The organism is Psychroflexus longus (genome assembly GCF_020164595.1).
In the GTDB taxonomy this organism is placed as follows: domain Bacteria; phylum Bacteroidota; class Bacteroidia; order Flavobacteriales; family Flavobacteriaceae; genus Psychroflexus; species Psychroflexus longus.
The window spans coordinates 171,826-189,296 of sequence record NZ_JAIQZE010000005.1 but is presented as its reverse complement, the minus strand read 5'-3'; the positions used below and the strand labels follow the sequence as shown (position 1 = coordinate 189,296).

The 17,471-nt window shown below is 37.9% G+C and carries 17 protein-coding genes, 1 tRNA gene and 1 pseudogene; 13 read left to right on the top strand and 6 right to left on the bottom strand.

Translation table 11 applies throughout. From position 1 onward, the window contains the following. Positions 1 to 120 (top strand): annotated as a pseudogene (locus LB452_RS13705) (IS30 family transposase); the annotation flags it as partial. Between the two features lie 66 nt (positions 121 to 186). Here LB452_RS13705 and LB452_RS06875 read toward each other — a convergent pair. Continuing rightward, positions 187 to 260: transfer RNA gene (locus LB452_RS06875), tRNA-Cys, on the bottom strand. Between the two features lie 62 nt (positions 261 to 322). After that, positions 323 to 682: a dihydroneopterin aldolase gene (folB, locus tag LB452_RS06870; protein ID WP_224460991.1), complete on the bottom strand. Its 360-nt coding sequence runs from the start codon at positions 680 to 682 to the stop codon at positions 323 to 325. A gap of 153 nt (positions 683 to 835) precedes the next feature. Here folB and LB452_RS06865 point away from each other — a divergent pair, with 153 nt between their 5' ends. From LB452_RS06865 to tsaB, 6 genes are read left to right on the top strand one after another with little or no spacing between them, the layout of a single operon-like run. Beyond that, positions 836 to 1,537 (top strand): ABC transporter ATP-binding protein, encoded by a 702-nt coding sequence (locus LB452_RS06865; RefSeq protein WP_224460990.1) that lies wholly within the window; start codon positions 836 to 838, stop codon positions 1,535 to 1,537. Then, entirely contained in the window at positions 1,530 to 2,774 is a 1,245-nt protein-coding gene (locus LB452_RS06860) for an ABC transporter permease (protein ID WP_224460989.1), read from the top strand. The genes LB452_RS06865 and LB452_RS06860 overlap by 8 nt, the downstream gene beginning before the upstream one ends. 1 nt (position 2,775) lies before the next feature. Further along, positions 2,776 to 4,035, top strand: coding sequence for an ABC transporter permease (locus LB452_RS06855; RefSeq protein WP_224460988.1), 1,260 nt, complete (start codon positions 2,776 to 2,778; stop codon positions 4,033 to 4,035). Between the two features lie 30 nt (positions 4,036 to 4,065). Next, positions 4,066 to 5,190 carry an efflux RND transporter periplasmic adaptor subunit gene (locus LB452_RS06850; protein ID WP_224460987.1) on the top strand — a complete coding sequence of 375 codons (1,125 nt, stop codon included), beginning with the start codon at positions 4,066 to 4,068 and terminating at the stop codon, positions 5,188 to 5,190. Positions 5,191 to 5,202: 12 nt separating this feature from the next. Next, positions 5,203 to 6,645, top strand: coding sequence for a TolC family protein (locus tag LB452_RS06845; RefSeq protein WP_224460986.1), 1,443 nt, complete (start codon positions 5,203 to 5,205; stop codon positions 6,643 to 6,645). A gap of 9 nt (positions 6,646 to 6,654) precedes the next feature. Then, the gene (gene tsaB / locus LB452_RS06840) at positions 6,655 to 7,314 is read left to right on the top strand and encodes a tRNA (adenosine(37)-N6)-threonylcarbamoyltransferase complex dimerization subunit type 1 TsaB (RefSeq protein ID WP_224460985.1); all 660 of its coding nucleotides are present in this window, start codon (positions 6,655 to 6,657) and stop codon (positions 7,312 to 7,314) included. A gap of 1 nt (position 7,315) precedes the next feature. On the opposite strand, the gene LB452_RS06835 is transcribed toward tsaB, so the two are convergent. Continuing rightward, positions 7,316 to 8,161: a mechanosensitive ion channel family protein gene (locus LB452_RS06835; RefSeq protein ID WP_224460984.1), complete on the bottom strand. Its 846-nt coding sequence runs from the start codon at positions 8,159 to 8,161 to the stop codon at positions 7,316 to 7,318. 36 nt (positions 8,162 to 8,197) lie between these two features. Then, complete coding sequence (gene metG / locus LB452_RS06830) at positions 8,198 to 10,267, bottom strand: methionine--tRNA ligase (RefSeq protein WP_224460983.1); 2,070 nt, start codon at positions 10,265 to 10,267, stop codon at positions 8,198 to 8,200. A 125-nt stretch (positions 10,268 to 10,392) separates the two neighbouring features. On the opposite strand from metG, the gene LB452_RS06825 reads away from it, so the two are divergent. From LB452_RS06825 to LB452_RS06800, 6 genes are all read left to right on the top strand, one after another. Further along, positions 10,393 to 10,932: a hypothetical protein gene (locus tag LB452_RS06825; protein ID WP_224460982.1), complete on the top strand. Its 540-nt coding sequence runs from the start codon at positions 10,393 to 10,395 to the stop codon at positions 10,930 to 10,932. A gap of 132 nt (positions 10,933 to 11,064) precedes the next feature. Continuing rightward, positions 11,065 to 11,556, top strand: coding sequence for a hypothetical protein (locus LB452_RS06820; RefSeq protein ID WP_224460981.1), 492 nt, complete (start codon positions 11,065 to 11,067; stop codon positions 11,554 to 11,556). Between the two features lie 181 nt (positions 11,557 to 11,737). Further along, the gene (locus tag LB452_RS06815) at positions 11,738 to 12,634 is read left to right on the top strand and encodes a S66 peptidase family protein (protein ID WP_224460980.1); all 897 of its coding nucleotides are present in this window, start codon (positions 11,738 to 11,740) and stop codon (positions 12,632 to 12,634) included. Between the two features lie 2 nt (positions 12,635 to 12,636). Next, a complete protein-coding gene (locus LB452_RS06810) occupies positions 12,637 to 12,999 on the top strand; it encodes a YraN family protein (protein ID WP_224460979.1) in 363 nt (120 codons plus the stop codon). Between the two features lie 11 nt (positions 13,000 to 13,010). Then, positions 13,011 to 14,024, top strand: a complete 1,014-nt coding sequence (locus LB452_RS06805) for a pirin family protein (protein ID WP_224460978.1) — start codon at positions 13,011 to 13,013, stop codon at positions 14,022 to 14,024. Positions 14,025 to 14,174: 150 nt separating this feature from the next. Next, the gene (locus tag LB452_RS06800; protein ID WP_224460977.1) at positions 14,175 to 14,537 is read left to right on the top strand and encodes a hypothetical protein; all 363 of its coding nucleotides are present in this window, start codon (positions 14,175 to 14,177) and stop codon (positions 14,535 to 14,537) included. Positions 14,538 to 14,689: 152 nt separating this feature from the next. On the opposite strand, the gene LB452_RS06795 is transcribed toward LB452_RS06800, so the two are convergent. Further along, a complete protein-coding gene (locus LB452_RS06795; protein ID WP_224460976.1) occupies positions 14,690 to 16,363 on the bottom strand; it encodes a glutamine--tRNA ligase/YqeY domain fusion protein in 1,674 nt (557 codons plus the stop codon). Between the two features lie 275 nt (positions 16,364 to 16,638). Continuing rightward, complete coding sequence (locus LB452_RS06790) at positions 16,639 to 17,355, bottom strand: sulfite exporter TauE/SafE family protein (RefSeq protein ID WP_224460975.1); 717 nt, start codon at positions 17,353 to 17,355, stop codon at positions 16,639 to 16,641. Positions 17,356 to 17,471: the final 116 nt, after the last annotated feature.

Below are 17,471 nucleotides of genomic sequence, written 5' to 3'. Positions count from 1 at the left end.
ATATCAGAACAAAGAATAAAAGAAGTAGAAAGATTACTAAATTACAGACCGATTAGAAAGTTTAATTATAATAACCCTATTGAAGAACTAAAAAACAAGTGTGTTGCACTAATGGGTTGAACACAGCTATAAACAGAAAACAAAAAATCCTGATCAGATAGTAATCAGGATTTTATATTCTCAATCTGGAGGTGTCGAGCGGATTCGAACCGCTGTAGATGGTTTTGCAGACCACTGCCTAGCCACTCGGCCACGACACCTTTTTTAGGATTGCAAATTTATGAAATTATTTCAATCTTCAACATGTTTATCAAGATAAGATTCAATCTCGTTCTCTTGATAATGTGATATTAACATCTTCTACATCACCACCAAGTGGGGGATTAAGCTTAGACACTTTCACCTTTGAAGCTTTCACAGGTTCCAATTCAGAAAAAATTCGATCTAGAATACGTTTTGCCACATGTTCCAATAGTTTTGAAGGTTGAGACATTTCTTCTTTTACAATTCTATTGAGGTGCACGTAGTCCACGGTATCCGACAATACATCCGTTTCTGCAGATAAATTCAAATCTGCCTCTACACTCAAGTCTACTCTATAATCACTGCCTATTTTAGTTTCCTCTGGCAAACAGCCGTGATAGGCGTATACACGAATATTATTTAAAGTAATTGTATCCAATTTTTTCTGTAAAGATACTGCAGTCGATTTTATCTTTAAAAACGAGGAGAGAATACATTCATAAACATTATTTAAATTTTAACACTTTTGTAACAGTGATAGCTGTAACAAAACAAAATTTAATCAGTCTTACAAGCATCAACCAGATGTATTATGATAGAAATTAAAGACTTGCACAAATCCTATAAAATGGGGGAAAACTCTCTACACGTGTTAAAGGGAATCAATTTCAGTGTAGAAGAAGGAGAACTAGTCGCTATCATGGGATCATCAGGATCTGGAAAATCTACTCTACTTAATATATTGGGAATGCTGGACGAGGCCGACGAAGGTTCTTACACCTTGGATGGCGTACCTATCAAAAACCTAAACGAGAAACTTGCAGCTCAATACCGAAATAAATTTTTAGGATTTATTTTTCAGTCTTTCAATTTGATAAACTACAAGTCAGCTCTAGACAATGTAGCATTACCGTTGTATTATCAAGGTATGAAACGCTCAGAAAGGATGGTAAGGTCTATGGCTTATCTGGAAAAAGTTGGCTTGGCTGACTGGGCTTCTCATAAACCAAACGAACTATCTGGAGGTCAGAAACAAAGAGTTGCTATCGCCAGAGCTTTGGCTAGTGATCCAAAAGTACTTCTTGCCGATGAGCTTACAGGTGCATTGGACTCTACCACTTCTTATGAAATCATGGATTTGATCCAAAAAATTAATGATGAAGGGCGAACCATTCTTATAGTCACTCACGAAGAAGATATCGCTCAAATGACTAAACGCATCGTTAACTTAAAAGATGGGGTCATTATAGACGATAAAAAAATAAATCAAGTAAGAGCGATACAGAATGTTTAGTTTAGAACGCTGGCAAGAGGTTTTTGAAACCATTTCCAAAAATAAATTAAGGACCTTCCTTACTGGAGTTTCTGTAGCTTCAGGGATATTTATTCTTGTCATTCTACTAGGCGTGAGTGTTGGCTTTCAGAATGGAATTGAAAGTCAGTTTCAAAACGACGCGGAAAATATTATAAATATTTCATCGGGGAGAACAAGTATAGATTATAAAGGGTTCAATGAAGGCAGGAGAATTCAGTTAAAAAATGATGACTATGATTTAGTTGTTAAAAATTCAAGACAACCAATAGAATTTGAGTCACCTATGTACCGAATTTTTGCAGGTTTGGTTTCTTACAAAAATGAATCTGGAAATTATCGTTTAGAAGGCGTCCAGCCCGATTATCAATTTCTCGAAAGCGCAGACATTATAGAAGGAAGGTTTATCAATAGAAATGATATTACTTCTAAAGAAAAGTATGCTGTGATTGGCAATCGCGCTAAAAAAGATCTGTTTAAAGACACATCTCCAATCGGAAAAACGATTAAAATCTCAGGACTTAATTTTAAAGTTATAGGAGTTTTTACAGATCCCGGGGGTGACAGAGAAGAAACCCGAGTTTATATTCCTATTACGACTGCTCAGATTGTTTTTGGTGCTGGAACTGACATCTCCAACATGGGGTTCACCCTACCTAAAGAAGAAAATTACGATAAAGCGCTTAAGCAATCTAATGCATTTGCAGCAAAACTTGAGCAAATTCTGAAAGCAAAACTTCTGATCGATCCAAAGGATGAAAGCGCACTTTTCATTAGCAATAACATTGAAAATACTAAAGAGATTTACCTCTTATTAAGTGCCATGAGAGCCTTCTTTTGGGCAGTAGGTATTGCTACTTTACTAGCTGGAATTATAGGGGTGAGTAACATTATGCTCATTATCGTAAAAGAACGCACAAAGGAAATAGGAATAAGAAAGGCTTTGGGAGCAGAACCACTTTCAATTGTAGGTATGATTTTACACGAGTCTGTATTTGTAACTACTATTTCGGGTCTTTTTGGATTGATTTTCGGTCTGGTACTTCTAGAAGTCGTTGGCCCCCTTATAGAATTGGATTTTATTAAAAATCCAAGTGTGAATTTCAGTATAGCTGTTTCAACTTTAATATTATTAATTGCCGCTGGTGCAATTGCTGGTTTCTTTCCTGCCTGGAAAGGAGCTAGAATTAAGCCAATAGATGCCTTAAGAGACGAATAATATGTTCAATAGAGACAAATGGAATGAAGTAATAGAGTCGATGACTTCTAATTTATTTAGAACCATATTGACAGCTTTTGGAGTATTCTGGGGCATCTTTATATTAGTAATACTTCTAGCGGCCGGAAATGGTTTTGAGAATGGAGTCAAACAATTGTTTGATGGAATCTCCTCGAACTCTATGTTTATGTGGTCTCAAACTGTATCCAAATCTTATAACGGATTACCAAAAGGGAGACGATATAATTTTGAACTTAAAGATGTTGCTGAAATAGAAAGAGAGGTCAAAGGCTTGAAATACGTTTCTCCAAGAAACCAGCTTGGAGGATTTGGAGGAGCAAATAATGTGGTAAGAGGATTGAAAAGTGGTGCATTCAATGTTTACGGAGACTATCCTGATATTCAATTTCAGGAACCCATGAAAGTTTTAAGAGGGAGATTCTTGAATCAAAATGACATTGAAGAGAAAAGAAAAGTTGCGGTTATTGGAGAAGGCGTTATTAAAGGGCTTTATGATTATGACGAAGATCCGATTGGCACTTATATAAAGGTGCAAGGCGTCAACTTCATGGTCATTGGGATTTATAAAAAGAAAGGTTTTGGTGGTGGTAATGCTGAAGAAGAACAAAAACAAATCTATGTCCCTTTTACTGCCTATTCTCAAGCCTTCAATATGGGTCAAAAAGTTGGCTGGATGGCAATTACCGCAGATGATGATAATTCAATTACAGAACTGAAAACACAAGTTTTTGATATCATTAAAAAAAATCACAACATAGCACCAGACGATGACAGAGCTATTGGAAATTTTGATCTTTTTGAGCAATTTTCAAAAATTTCCGGACTTTTCATAGCCTTAAATGCTGTAGCCTACTTTGTCGGAATTCTTATTCTGTTATCAGGAGTAATAGGCATCAGTAATATTATGCTGATTGTGGTAAAAGAAAGAACCAATGAGATAGGAGTTCGACGTGCGCTTGGAGCAACACCCTGGCAAATACGAGGACAAGTCCTGTTTGAATCTGTTTTTCTTACAATTATCGCTGGCATGACAGGTATTACCTTTGCTACCGGTGTTTTAGCCGTAGTCAATGTCTTTTTACCAAAAGATTCGGACATGCCATTTGTCAACCCAAGCGTTGATCTTGTTACCGTAATCATAGCCTTATTAATATTAATTATTTCTGGCCTTTTTGCAGGATTTATTCCAGCTCAAAACGCGATACGCGTAAAACCAGTAGACGCCTTAAGAACTGAATAAAAACAACCTTTACCTAATAGAAATTTAAATATGAAAAAAGCTATCACCATCATTATTCTACTCGTTATCGTAGTCTTATTTGGGGGATCCTTATTTTACCTCTACCAAAAAAACCAAGAAAGTCCGGAAGTTTTTAAAACTGAAGAACCTACTACCGAAACTATTGTAAAGAAAACAATGGCAACGGGTACACTTATCCCTAGAGAAGAAGTGGACGTAAAACCAAACATCTCTGGAGTAGTCGATAAGTTATTTGTTAAAGCTGGAGAGACTGTAGAGATTGGGGATATGATTGCCCAGCTGAAAGTTGTGCCTAATATCACCAACTTAAACTCTGCAAAAAACCAAGTAAGACAGTCAAGAATAAATTTAACTAACGAAAAGAAAATCTTTGAACGTCAGAAGGAACTTTTCGAAAAGGGGGTTATTTCTGAAAATGAATTTGACTTAGCCAAAAATGCTTATGATAATGCTTTACAGACGGTGAAAGCCGCAGAAGAGAATCTGGAGATTATCGAAACAGGAACCACTCAAGATGCTGGAAATGCTGCAACGACAGAAATAAAAGCAAGAATATCTGGAATGATACTAGACGTTCCTATTGAAGTAGGAAATCAGGTCATTGAGGCCAATAATTTCAATGAAGGAACAACTATTGCAACAATTGCAAAAACCGACGATATGATCTTCAAAGGAAAAGTTGATGAGTCTGAAGTTGGAAAAATAAAGGAAGGTCTTCCGTTAGAAATCACTGTTGGTGCAATAGAGGACAAGACCTTCGACGCTAGATTAGACTACATATCTCCAAAAGGAACAGAAGAAAACGGTGCTGTTCAATTTGATATTGAAGGGAGCCTGGTTCGCAACGATAGTATTTTCATAAGAGCAGGTTTGAGCGCCAACGCTTCCATTATTCTAGAGCGATCTAAGGATGTTCTGGCAATAAGTGAATCTCTAGTGCAATTTGAAAAAGAAACTCAAGATCCTTTTGTTGAAATAGAAGTCGGTGAACAGAAGTTTGAGAAACGAATGGTCGAACTTGGCCTAAGCGACGGTATAAACGTAGAAGTAAAGTCGGGTGTGAGTAAAGGAGATAAAATCAAAGTATGGAATAGGGTTGAAGAACCTATTGCTGGAAACCGAAGAAGACGATAATTTATGAGATTTATGAAATTAATTTTTACAGTTATAGCGGTCTTAGTTTTCAGTGTCGCGTTAGTCGCACAAGAAAACGATGTTCCTACAAAGTGGACACTGGAGGCTTGTGTGAGCTACGCCATGGATAATAACATTTCTATAAAACAATCCAGATTAGATCAAGAGAATGCTGACATCAGTAAGAGCGAGGCTATAGGAAACTACCTTCCAAGTATTAATGGAAATATCAGTAATTCCTGGAACTCTGGTTTGACTCAAAACATTACTACTGGAATTTTAGAACAACAAGTTGTGAGAAACTTGTCTGCTGGAGCCACAGCTGGAATAACTTTATTTGATGGGTTAAGAAACCTTAGGACGTTCCAAAGGGCTAAATTGGAGCAACTAGCAGCCCAATATTCACTTCAGTTAATGAAAGATGATATTGCATTATTTGTGGCCAATGCTTATTTACAAATCCTTGTGAATAAACAACAACTTGAAGTTCTTACGGAGCAGAATAAGGTCACTAAAGATCAAATTGAACTGACCCGCAAAACTGTGGAGGCCGGAACAGCACCACAAGGCGACCTTTTAGAAATTGAAGCTACCGATGCAGATGAAGAACAACAAATCATTGTAGCAAAAAATAACCTTAGAATTTCTAAAATCAGCTTAGCACAGACACTACTGATAGAAGACTATCAGAATTTTGACATCGCTGATGAAGAATACGATATTCCTCTGACTGATATTTTGTCAAATTCTCCAGAAGAAATTATTGAGAAAGCAAAACAAGAGCGTTACGAATTGAAAGTAGCAGAACAAGATTTGGAACTGGCTGAAAAAGACATCGAAATTGCAAGAAGTCAATTGTATCCAACTTTAAATGGATTCATAAACTATAATACAAGGGAATCTGACCGAGGTAGAACTGTAGGTGGAGGAATAGATCCTGATCAACCCACCAGAGAAATTGGTGTTGTCGAAGCCACAGGCCAAGCTGTAGTTGCACCAAATATTTTGATAGAAAATGCTGGACCAAGTAGCTTTTTTAGTCAGTTATCAAGAAATGACGGTTACTCATATGGGCTGCAGCTCAATATCCCTGTCTTCAATGGTTTCGCAACTCGTAATCAGATAAAAAGAAGAGAAGTAGCGGCTAAAAGAGCTGAATTTCAACTCGACCAAACTGAACTAGATCTGGAAGCCAACGTATATCAAGCTTATGTAGACGCTCAGGGTGCAGCAAAGGCTTATGAAGCAGCTCAGAAAGCAGTAGAATCTCAGCAATTAGCTTTTGAATACGCTCAGCAACGTTTTGATGTTGGTGTTTCTAATGCTTTTGAATTGAGTCAATCCAAATTTAGACTCACCAATGCACAAAACCGATTAATCAATGCTAAATACGACTACATATTCAACTTAAAAGTTTTAGAATTGTATTTCGGAATAAGAGTAGTTGAGTATTAACAAAGCCATTTGAGTATGATTTTATGTATAGAAACCTCCACAACCAACTGCTCTGTAAGCATTGGTCGTGGAGGTTCTATTTTAGCCTATAAAGAAGTGAACAGCAAAAGTTTTTCACATTCTGAGCAGCTACACAGCTTTATTAATGAACTTTTAAAGCAAGAAAGTTTAATCCCTAATGATCTTGACGCTATTTCCATCAGTAAAGGACCAGGATCTTATACAGGACTTAGAATTGGTGTTTCTGCTGCCAAAGGATTAGCCTATGCATTAGATATTCCTTTGATTTCGGTTTCTACCTTACTTTGTTTAGCTAGACAAGTAAATATGAAAGAGGGATTAATCATTCCAATGTTGGATGCCAGAAGAATGGAAGTCTATTCTGAAGTATTTGATGCAAACTACAATTCCAAAAGGGAAATCAAGGCTGAAATCCTGGATCAAAATTCTTTTAAAACAGAACTTAATCAAGGGAAAGTCCATTTTATTGGAACTGGTGTAGAGAAGTTTGAAGACATTTGTAATCATCCCAATGCTATATTCTATAAAGAAAAACTTCCGTCGGCTAAAGAACAATTCTTTATAGCTAAACGGAAGTTTGAATCCAATGACTTTGAAGATGTGGCTTACTTTGAACCTTTTTACCTCAAAGATTTTGTGGGTAACTAATCTATTGTTTTTCCTTACTCATATCGATTAAGTGGACATCTCTCTGTGGGAAAGGGAAGGATACCCCTGCATCTTCAAGTTCAATTTTAAGTTTTTCCATCGTCTCAAAATGCAATCCCCAGTAATCTTCTCTTTTTGCCCAAAACCTAACTGATAAATCTACAGAATTATCCCCGAGACCCCCCACAAAAACTACAGGTACTGGATCTTTTAATACTCGCTCATCAGCTTTTAGAATATCCAAAAGTACTTTTCTAGCAGTTTTGATATCACTATCATATGAAATACCTACAGTCATTACATTCCTCCTAGTAGGTTCGTAAGAATAATTGGTAACTTTATTGTTGCTCAATTGTCCATTTGGTATCACAATACGCTGATTATTTGGTGTAGTTAAAAACGTATAAAATATCGTTATTTCTGTGACGGTACCAGACTCTCCTTGTGCATCGATAAAATCCCCAACTCGAAAAGGCTTAAGGATTATGATTAAAACACCTCCAGCAAAATTAGAAAGCGATCCTTGCAAAGCAAGACCAATAGCCAAACCTGCTGCTGCTAAAATAGCTGCAAATGAAGTCGTTTCTACGCCGAGTTTTGTGATAATTACGATAAAGAGAAGGATTTTAAGCACTACTCCCAGAATACTTAAGGCAAATCCGCGCACGCCAGGATCTACTTCTCGTTTTTCCATGACTTTCCTAATACGACCAACAATCAACTTAATGACCCAAAGACCGAGTATAAGTATTAATAAAGCTGCAATTACGCTAGGTAGATAAGAAATCAACTTATCTAAAAAAACACTGACGAGTTCGCCAATACCGTTTATTGAAATATCTTCCATTATTATAAATTTAAGTTAATTTAACAAATATAAAATTTAATTGATTGTTGTACCATTTTTTACTGAGCTTTTAGCTTCAGGATTTAAAAAAGTCAACTTACCTGACTCATCTTCAGTCATCAAGATCATCCCTTCACTCAATGTTCCCTTTAGCTTTATAGGTTTAAGGTTAACCACAACACTAACTTTTTTACCGACTAATTCCTCGGGCTTGTAGTGCTCTGCAATGCCAGAAACGATGGTTCTTTCATCTAGTCCTGTATCAACTTTAAGCACCATCAACTTTTTAGTTTTAGCCTTTTTTTCTGCTGAAATGATGGTTCCTACTCTCAAGTCCAACTTAGAAAAATCTTCAAAAGTCGCTTCTTCTTTTTGAGGTTCTAGTTTCGATTCTTCTTCTGAATTTGATACTTTTGAAGCTTCAAGTTTATCGATTTGCTTTTGAATCTCGTCATCTTCAATTTTACTGAATAGAAATTCAGCTAAATTGATATGATGTCCTGCGGGGAGTAATTCATCTAACTTTGAAATATCATTCCATAAAACAGGATGCATAAAGGATTCAAAATTCAACATATTCTTAAGCTTCAGTGCTGTAAACGGTACAAAAGGTTCACTGATGACTGCTAAAGCTCCAGCGACCTGCAAGGCCACATACATGATGGTGGCAGTGCGTTCCGGATCTGTCTTCTGAAGTTTCCAGGGTTCTGCATCGGCTAAATATTTGTTGCCCAATCGCGCTAAATTCATCATCACGCCCTGAGCTTCACGAAAGCGGTATTTTTCTATGGAGTCTGAAATGCTTTGTGGAAAGGTTTTAATGTCGCTGAGGACTTTCAAATCTGTTTCGGTAAATTTTGAAGCTTTCGGCACCATACCTTCGTAGTACTTATTGGTAAGCACCACCACTCTATTGATGAAGTTGCCATAGATCCCAACCAATTCTGAATTGTTTCGGGTTTGGAAATCTTTCCAGGTAAAATCATTGTCTTTGGTCTCCGGTGCATTGGCTGTTAAAACATAACGTAACACATCTTCTTTTCCAGGAAAATCTTCTAAATACTCGTGTAACCATACCGCCCAGTTTTTGGAAGTGGAGAGTTTTCTACCTTCCAGATTCAAAAACTCGTTAGCGGGAACATTATCTGGCAGAATGTAACTTCCTTCTGCTTTTAGCATGACCGGGAAAATGATACAATGAAACACAATATTATCCTTACCGATAAAATGGACCAGTTTGGTGTCTTTATCTTTCCAGTATGGCTCCCAGTCTTTGCCTTCACGTTCTGCCCATTCTTTGGTTGAAGAAATATAACCAATAGGGGCGTCAAACCAAACGTAGAGCACTTTACCATCACCCCCTTCTACAGGAACAGGTATTCCCCAATCCAAATCTCGAGTTACCGCTCTCGCTCTCAATCCTTCATCGATCCAGGACTTACACTGCCCGTAAACATTGGATTTCCAATCACTTTTATGTTCTTTTAGAATCCATTCTTTCAGAAATCCGTCATATTGATCTAAGGGTAAAAACCAGTGTTTTGTAGATTTCAAGGTGGGAACATCTCCTGTAATTGCCGACTTAGGATTGATCAAATCAGTCGCATTTAATGATGAGCCGCACTTTTCACACTGGTCGCCGTAGGCTTCTTCATTACCACATTTTGGACAAGTTCCAGTCACAAACCGATCTGCTAAAAACTGGTCTGCTTTTGCATCATATAATTGTTCTGTAGTTTCTTCTATGAACTTATCCTTATCGTACATGTTTTGAAAAAACTCTGTCGCCGTATCATGGTGAATCTTGGCCGAGGTTCTGGAGTAATTATCAAATTGGATTCCAAAATCCTCGAATGACTGTTTGATGATGGCATTGTATTTATCGACCACATCTTGAGGGCTAATGCCTTCTTTCTTAGCCTTAATAGTTATGGGGACGCCGTGTTCATCACTTCCGCAAACAAAAGCGACATCTTCTCCTTTCAATTTTAAGTATCGCACATAAATATCTGCTGGCACGTAAACTCCCGCCAAATGGCCTATGTGAATAGGGCCGTTAGTATAAGGTAATGCTGCGGTAATAGTATAGCGTTTTGGATTTTTCATAGTCTAAAATTCTTGAGCACAAATGTAATAAACGCTGGTTTATACCAAACACAGGATATTCATTATCTAAACAAGCAATTTTTAGTTGTTTTGCTTACTTTTAGCGAAAATAAAAATCAATTTGTATGAAATTTATCCCTAAAATCTTACTATTTGCATTTATGTCAATCCTATTTATCTCCTGCAGTAACGATGATGAACAACCCTTACCTGAAACAAGCCAAAATATTTTAAGGATAAATAACCAAGAATTCGAACTCAAAACAGGACTTTACCAAACCAGCGAGACTCAAGATGGTCTCTTTACATTTGGGGTTATTTTATATGATACTGAAATTACATTTTCAAACGGCCTGCCTAGGCCAGAAAATGAGACGTTCAATGGGATCGCATTTCAAATCAACATCGATAGTGACCAAAAACCAGAAGTTGGCGAATATCTTTTTACGGGAGAAGAAAATCCTGGAGTTAATGCCATTACTGAAGCTTTTACGATATCTGGTAATGCTCAAAACTCTTCAGGTCAAATTATTGAAATTGAAGTTGCCAGACTTCAAGTGGTTGAAAACGATGAAATATATGTCTTTGAAATGACTGCCATAGATGAAGAGGATAATGAAATTGAAGTCAACTATAGTGGGGAATTAGAGCTTATAGCAAATTAAGATCACTATGATGAAAGTAATTTTAACCCTGTTCTCCTACTATTCTTAATCTTTAAAGTTTCAGCACAAGACCAACGTGAAGCTTCCCAAATAAGCGTCGAAAAATCCATTTATGGCTTCCAAACCGGATTTTTGGGCGCTTGGGTATATAATGAAAGTCGATTGTCTAACCAGTTTGCCTTGCGGAGTCAGGTGGGGTTTGACTTTAGAATTGAAGGCGTTGGACGCTTTGAATTTGCTGGTCCAAATGATGATATTTATGGCATATTACATTTAAGCTTAGAACCAAGATGGTATTATAATCTAGAGAAGAGATTTAATAAAGGAAAGTCGATTGATCGCAATAGTGGAAACTTCTTATCCTTTTATATCCTGGGTAATTTTGATGATGTATCATTTACAAGTAACGACAGATTAAGAAGTATTGATCAAATTAGTTTCATACCAAAATGGGGAATTCGCAGAAGTCTAGGTAAGCATTTTAATTATGAAGCTGGAATTGGTTTTGGGTATGTGCGTTACATCAATGGAACAGCTTTAAATAATCAAGGCGGTATATTTGCATCAGGTACAAAAGGTAATTTTACTGCCGACATCCACTTGAGAATAGGGTTTGATTTATAGGGAGTGAGCAGTTTGAAAAATTATAAACTATTGAATTTCAAATATTAATAATAGGCTTAGACCTCACAGGTTTCAGAAACCTGTGAGGTCTTGTAATTTGTGTTCAAGATGAGTAAGGTTTTTTGCCAAGATGTAATATCAATTTGTAGCTTTTAAGTATTTTAGTCACACAAATAAAAACATGATTCTCCCTCCTACACTAAAACCTGGCGACAAAGTCGCCATCATCGCTACAGCGAGATTTATTTCTGAAGTCGACTTACAAGCTGCTATACAACTTTTGAAGTCCTGGAAGTTACAACCGATTTTAGGATCGAGTATTGGACTGCAGCACAATCAATTTGCCGGAACGGATGAGGAGCGCGCTGCTGATTTACAACACCGGATTGAGGATCCAAACATCAAAGCCATCTGGTGTGCTAAAGGGGGTTATGGTTCGATACGCATTTTGGATTTGGTGGATTTTTCAATTTTGAAAACTCATCCCAAATGGATCATTGGGTATTCGGATGTAACGGCAATTCATTTACACTTGCAAAGCATGGGTATTGCCAGCCTTCATGCGCAAATGGCTTCGGGCATCGAAACCCGGTCGGCGTCAACTTCAGAGGAACTTAAACATGTTTTATTTGGAAATAAACTTCAGATTGAATACGCCTCCAGGCATCCTAACCAAGTGAACGGAGAAGTTGAGGCGGAACTCCTCGGTGGGAACTTATCTGTATTATATTCAGCAATAGGAAGCCAGAGCATGCCGAGTTTTGAAGGGAAAATTCTCTTTCTGGAAGACCTTGACGAATACCTATACCATATCGACAGGATGATGCAAAACTTAAAACGCTCCGGACTTCTCAGTCAAATTAGCGGGTTCATCGTTGGTGGTATGAGTGATATGAACGATAATGAAGTTCCATTCGGAAAAACAGCTGAAGAAATAATTGCTGATGCCGTTTCAGACTACGATTATCCTGTATGTTTCAATTTTCCAACTGGCCATGTTCACACCAATTTGCCTCTTATCTTTGGAAAAAAAGCTCAGCTTAACGTAACTTCGGAAAGGATACAACTTTCTTATTAAGAATGGCACAGCATAATGAATTGGGTAAAAGCGGCGAAAAAGACGCCATCAATTTCCTTAGGAATAAGGGTTACGACATCCTGGAAACCAATTATGTTTACGAGAAAGCGGAAGTCGACATCATCGCTAAATCTGGAGACTATTTGGTCGTAGTGGAAGTGAAAACGAGAAGTACTCCAGATTTTGGCGACCCTCAGGATTTTGTAAAACCAGCGCAAATCAAACGCCTTGTAAAAGCGGTCGATTATTATGTGAATGAAAAGGATTTGGACCTGGAAGTAAGATTTGATATTGTGGCCATTATTAAAAATAATTTAGGGAAACGTATAGAGCATCTTGAGGATGCTTTTTATTACTTTGAATAAAATTTGATACAATGAGTAATCCCATTTTAAAAATAAAAGAACTCGGATTTCACTGGGAAACCAAAGACCCGTTTATGTTTTGCGCCTTTCATCAGGACCAGTTTCCTAAAGGTGAAGCTAACTTAGGCCCCTCCAAAGAGGCTTTGAAAGGTCGATTTCTCGGGAACGATTTTCAAAAAAAAGACGGCTGGAGAATGTATCACGGACAGGAAGTGCCCGGCTTTCCTTACCACCCACATGCTGGTTTTGAAACCATAACCTTAGTAGAAAAAGGCTATGCTGATCATTCTGACTCTATGGGCGCCAAAGGCCGCTTCGGACAAGGCGATGCGCAGTGGATGACCGCTGGCAAAGGCGTGTTGCATTCGGAGATGTTTCCATTGGTGCATCAGGACAAAGAAAATCCGTTGCTATTGTTTCAAATTTGGTTGAATTTACCCAAGCGTTCCAAAAAAGTAGAGCCGCATTACAAAATGCTTTGGCATGAGGATATTCCGATAGTTGAAGAACAGGATGAGAACGGAAAAGCTATTAACGTGAAAGTTATCGCTGGAAGTTATAAGTCTGAAAAAGCCTTAGAACCCACTCCAGATTCTCTGGCAGCAGAAGATAAAAACGACATCCAGGTGTGGAGAATCACCTTGGAAGCTGGTGCTGAATTCACCCTTCCTGCTGGCGATGCCGAGAGCAATCGGGTGTTGTTTTTCTATGAAGGTGAGGAGCTAAAAACAGAAGGCTTTGAAATTCCTGAAGGACATTCGTTAGACCTGGACGCCTCACAAGAATTGAAATTAGTCAACAGCAATAAAAAAACTGAATTACTTTTACTTCAAGGAAAACCCATCAACGAACCTGTGGTTCAACAAGGGCCATTTGTAGCCAATACCCGCGAAGAAATGAATGGGATCATCGGTGAATACCAGCGCACGCATTTTGGCGGCTGGCCCTGGCCAAAAGCTGAATTCACTCATGGTGATAAAGGCCGTTTTGCCTTATTTGCCGACGGGAGTTTGGTGGAGAAATAAAAGGCCTCACCCAGAACTGCCTTAAAAAGGCAGTTCTGGCATTATGCATTCCTCTCGCTCCGCTCGTCGGATGCAAAAATGAAAGGTGTTTCCAACAATTAAATCCTATCTTATGAAAAAATCATCCTTCTTTTAATTGTAAGTTTTAGCTTGATATCTTGTGTGGATCTATTCCTGGACGATGATATTGATTATCCAGATACCGGAGAACCGGCTACTTTTTATGAAATTAACGTAGGTAATTCAAACTCCGGGTTTGGTAATAATATAGTCGAGACAAGTTTAGGAGAACTTCGTGAAGACCAAAGCGCCAGTTTTAAAATACAAGCTCAAAATTTCAAAATAAGTGAACTAGACAGAAATCCAGATACTGGAGAAATTATCTATACATACCAACCCAAAGAGGGCTACGTCGGCGAAGATTACGTTGAAATCCTTGCCCCTACCGATAAAAATGGTAATGAGGTTTTTGAGAGTAAGACCTATACGTTTCAAATCAATTTCACTAATTGAAGCCTTAAACCGGTGAACCGAAATTTAAGGTGACTTTCAATTCACCAGCCTATCAAAACTGTCACCTCGAGCGCAGTCGAGTGGTTTTTTAAGCTTAAAGTGTTTTTTACTTCGCCCTAAAGGACAAAATTAGAGACTTTATAAGTTCTTTTCTACTTATTTTTCCAGTTATCCCTCAGCGTTACCGTTCTATTAAACACCAGCTTCTCTGATGTAGAATCTCTGTCCACACAGAAATACCCAATGCGTTGGAACTGGAATTTATCTTCAGCCTTAGCTGATTTTAAATAAGGTTCTACATAAGCTTTACTGACTTCCAAAGATTCAGGATTGACGAAGTCTAAAAAGTCTTTTTCTTTATCGGCTGTTGGATCTTCAACAGTAAACAATCTGTCGTACAATCTCACTTCGGCTTCAACAGCATGAGGAATAGAAACCCAATGCAGAGTTCCTTTCACTTTACGTTTAGAAGCTTCAGTACCACTTCCACTTTTACTTTCAGTATCGTAAGTGCAATGCACTTCCAAAACCTTTCCATTTTCATCTTTTACGACATCTTCAGCTTTGATGATGTACGCATTTTTCAATCGGACTTCTTTGCCTAATTTTAATCGGAAAAACTTCCGATTGGCTTCCTCTCTAAAGTCTTCTTGCTCGATATACAGTTCTCTGGAAAATGGCACTTCGTGTTCTCCTGCCGATTCATCTTCAGGATTATTTTCTGCCGTGAGCCACTCTTCTTTTCCTTCAGGATAATTGGTAATGACAATCTTTAAAGGATCCATAACCCCCATTACCCGGGGAGCTTTTTTATTAAGGTCATCTCTCACACAAAATTCCAGGTGAGCGACATCTATCATATTTTCACGTTTACCAATACCAATGCTTTCGGCGAAAGTCCGAATGGATTCTGGCGTATATCCACGTCTTCTCAATCCGGAAATCGTTGGCATTCTAGGATCATCCCAGGATTTGACGATATTTTGCTCCACCAGCTGAGCTAATTTTCGTTTACTTACGACGGTATGGCTCAAATTACGTCTGGCAAACTCACGTTGCTTTGGCACCAATTCCCCTTCTTTACTCACACGCTCCACAAACCAGTTGTAAAGCTCGCGGTGTGGCAAAAATTCCAGCGTACAGAACGAATGCGACACCGATTCAATAAAGTCTGATTCGCCATGCGCCCAGTCGTACATTGGATAAATCATCCAGTCATTCCCTGTACGGTGATGCACTTTGTGCAAACAACGGTACATTACGGGATCCCGCATAATCATGTTTGGCGAAGCCATATCAATTTTTGCTCTAAGCACATGCGCTTTCTCGCCTGTTTCTCCATTTTTCATGGCTTCAAAAAGCTCTAGATTTTCTTCAACAGAACGATTTCTGTATGGACTCGCCGATCCAGGCTGTGTCGGTGTTCCTTTTTGTGACGCAATTTCTTCAGACGATTGGCTATCAACGTAAGCATCGCCAGCTTTAATCAATTCCACCGCCCAATCATAAAGTTGCTGAAAATAATCTGAAGCATAACACTCCTTCGCCCACTCAAAGCCCAACCATTGCACATCAGACTTGATGGAATCCACATAAACCGTTTCCTCTTTCAACGGATTGGTATCGTCAAACCTCAAATTGACAGGTGCGTTATATTTTAATCCCAAACCGAAATTCAAGCAAATAGAAGACGCATGTCCAATGTGCAAAAACCCATTAGGTTCTGGAGGAAAACGAAACTTAAGATTGCTCACATTATAATCGGTCTTCAAGTCCTCTTCAATGATTTGCTCAATGAAATTCAGAGATTTTTTATCTTCAGACATAATTCAAATTTAAGTTGCAAATTTACTCAAATTCACCACTCTATAAAGAGTAGCGGGAATAAGATTTTTAAGGTTTCTTCTGATTTTGGATTTCGATAGATTATACGAATAGAACAAGTTAATTTTCAACTAGATTATCACTTAAATCCCCGTCTCGGTATTTAGTTTCAACTAAAGGTCTTGCGAAAAGATTTTGAGGTAATTAATGAAATAAAATTCATTTTATAAGACTTCACAAGTTTTTGAAACCTTTGAGGTCTATACCTTGAAACCTTTTAAAAAATCAATGCCAGCCCCGAAAGGGATAGAATTACCAATAAAATTCTTTTGAACTGAACTTCATTGATTTTAGGGAAAAATTTGATGCCTAAGAATTGAGCTAAAAAGAAAACAGGCAGAACAATTAAGCACATTTGTACATGCTGAAAGTTAAGAGCACCGCTGATGCTTAAAGCAGGAATCCTAATGAGGGTGATTAGAGCCAGCACGCCAATCATGGTAGCTCTAAAGGTTTTAGCTTCTTTCACGGTATTCTTGACGCTAATGACGTACAAAGGACCTCCAGTAGAAAACACTCCTGAAAAAAATCCACCCATCACTCCAAAAGTCCAGTTAGCTTTTTTACCTAAGGCCAATTCCTTCTTGCCTAGCAAGACATACCCTACGTACAATAGTATAAAAACACCAAGTCCGGTTTGTAAAATAACAGGCTTAGAATAGGTCAGCACTACAATTCCTAAAACGACTCCTATCAAGGAGGCCACTGTAAGTCTTACAATCGTGTTTTTATCTATGTTTCGCCATTCTTTATAAACCATATAGCTGCTAGAAAATAAATAAAAAATTGAGACATAAGCGATGGCATCCGGCAATTTGACGGCAAAAAGAAGAATTGGTAGAGCCACCAAAGATCCAGCAAAACCAACTAAAGATTGAACAAAAAAGCCACAAAAAATAGCAATAGCCAAAATGCTTAAAACGTATAATTCCACTCCTTCTCTTTTAAAACGAATGCGAATTTAAGTTTCAGGACCTTTTCTCTGAAATTGAATTAATGGCTTATTGTCATATTTTCAATAATAAAGAGTATATTTAATCATAAAACCCT

Bases quoted from the DNA above. Each gene is read 5' to 3' on its own strand.
- LB452_RS06825 (WP_224460982.1), top strand. From the start codon at position 10,393: ATGAAATTTATCCCTAAAATCTTACTATTTGCATTTATGTCAATCCTA.
- LB452_RS06795 (WP_224460976.1), bottom strand. From the start codon at position 16,363: ATGTCTGAAGATAAAAAATCTCTGAATTTCATTGAGCAAATCATTGAA.
- LB452_RS06850 (WP_224460987.1), top strand. From the start codon at position 4,066: ATGAAAAAAGCTATCACCATCATTATTCTACTCGTTATCGTAGTCTTA.
- LB452_RS06855 (WP_224460988.1), top strand. From the start codon at position 2,776: ATGTTCAATAGAGACAAATGGAATGAAGTAATAGAGTCGATGACTTCT.
- LB452_RS06805 (WP_224460978.1), top strand. From the start codon at position 13,011: ATGAGTAATCCCATTTTAAAAATAAAAGAACTCGGATTTCACTGGGAA.
- LB452_RS06860 (WP_224460989.1), top strand. From the start codon at position 1,530: ATGTTTAGTTTAGAACGCTGGCAAGAGGTTTTTGAAACCATTTCCAAA.
- LB452_RS06810 (WP_224460979.1), top strand. From the start codon at position 12,637: ATGGCACAGCATAATGAATTGGGTAAAAGCGGCGAAAAAGACGCCATC.
- LB452_RS06815 (WP_224460980.1), top strand. From the start codon at position 11,738: ATGATTCTCCCTCCTACACTAAAACCTGGCGACAAAGTCGCCATCATC.
- LB452_RS06865 (WP_224460990.1), top strand. From the start codon at position 836: ATGATAGAAATTAAAGACTTGCACAAATCCTATAAAATGGGGGAAAAC.
- LB452_RS06835 (WP_224460984.1), bottom strand. From the start codon at position 8,161: ATGGAAGATATTTCAATAAACGGTATTGGCGAACTCGTCAGTGTTTTT.
- LB452_RS06845 (WP_224460986.1), top strand. From the start codon at position 5,203: ATGAAATTAATTTTTACAGTTATAGCGGTCTTAGTTTTCAGTGTCGCG.
- metG (WP_224460983.1), bottom strand. From the start codon at position 10,267: ATGAAAAATCCAAAACGCTATACTATTACCGCAGCATTACCTTATACT.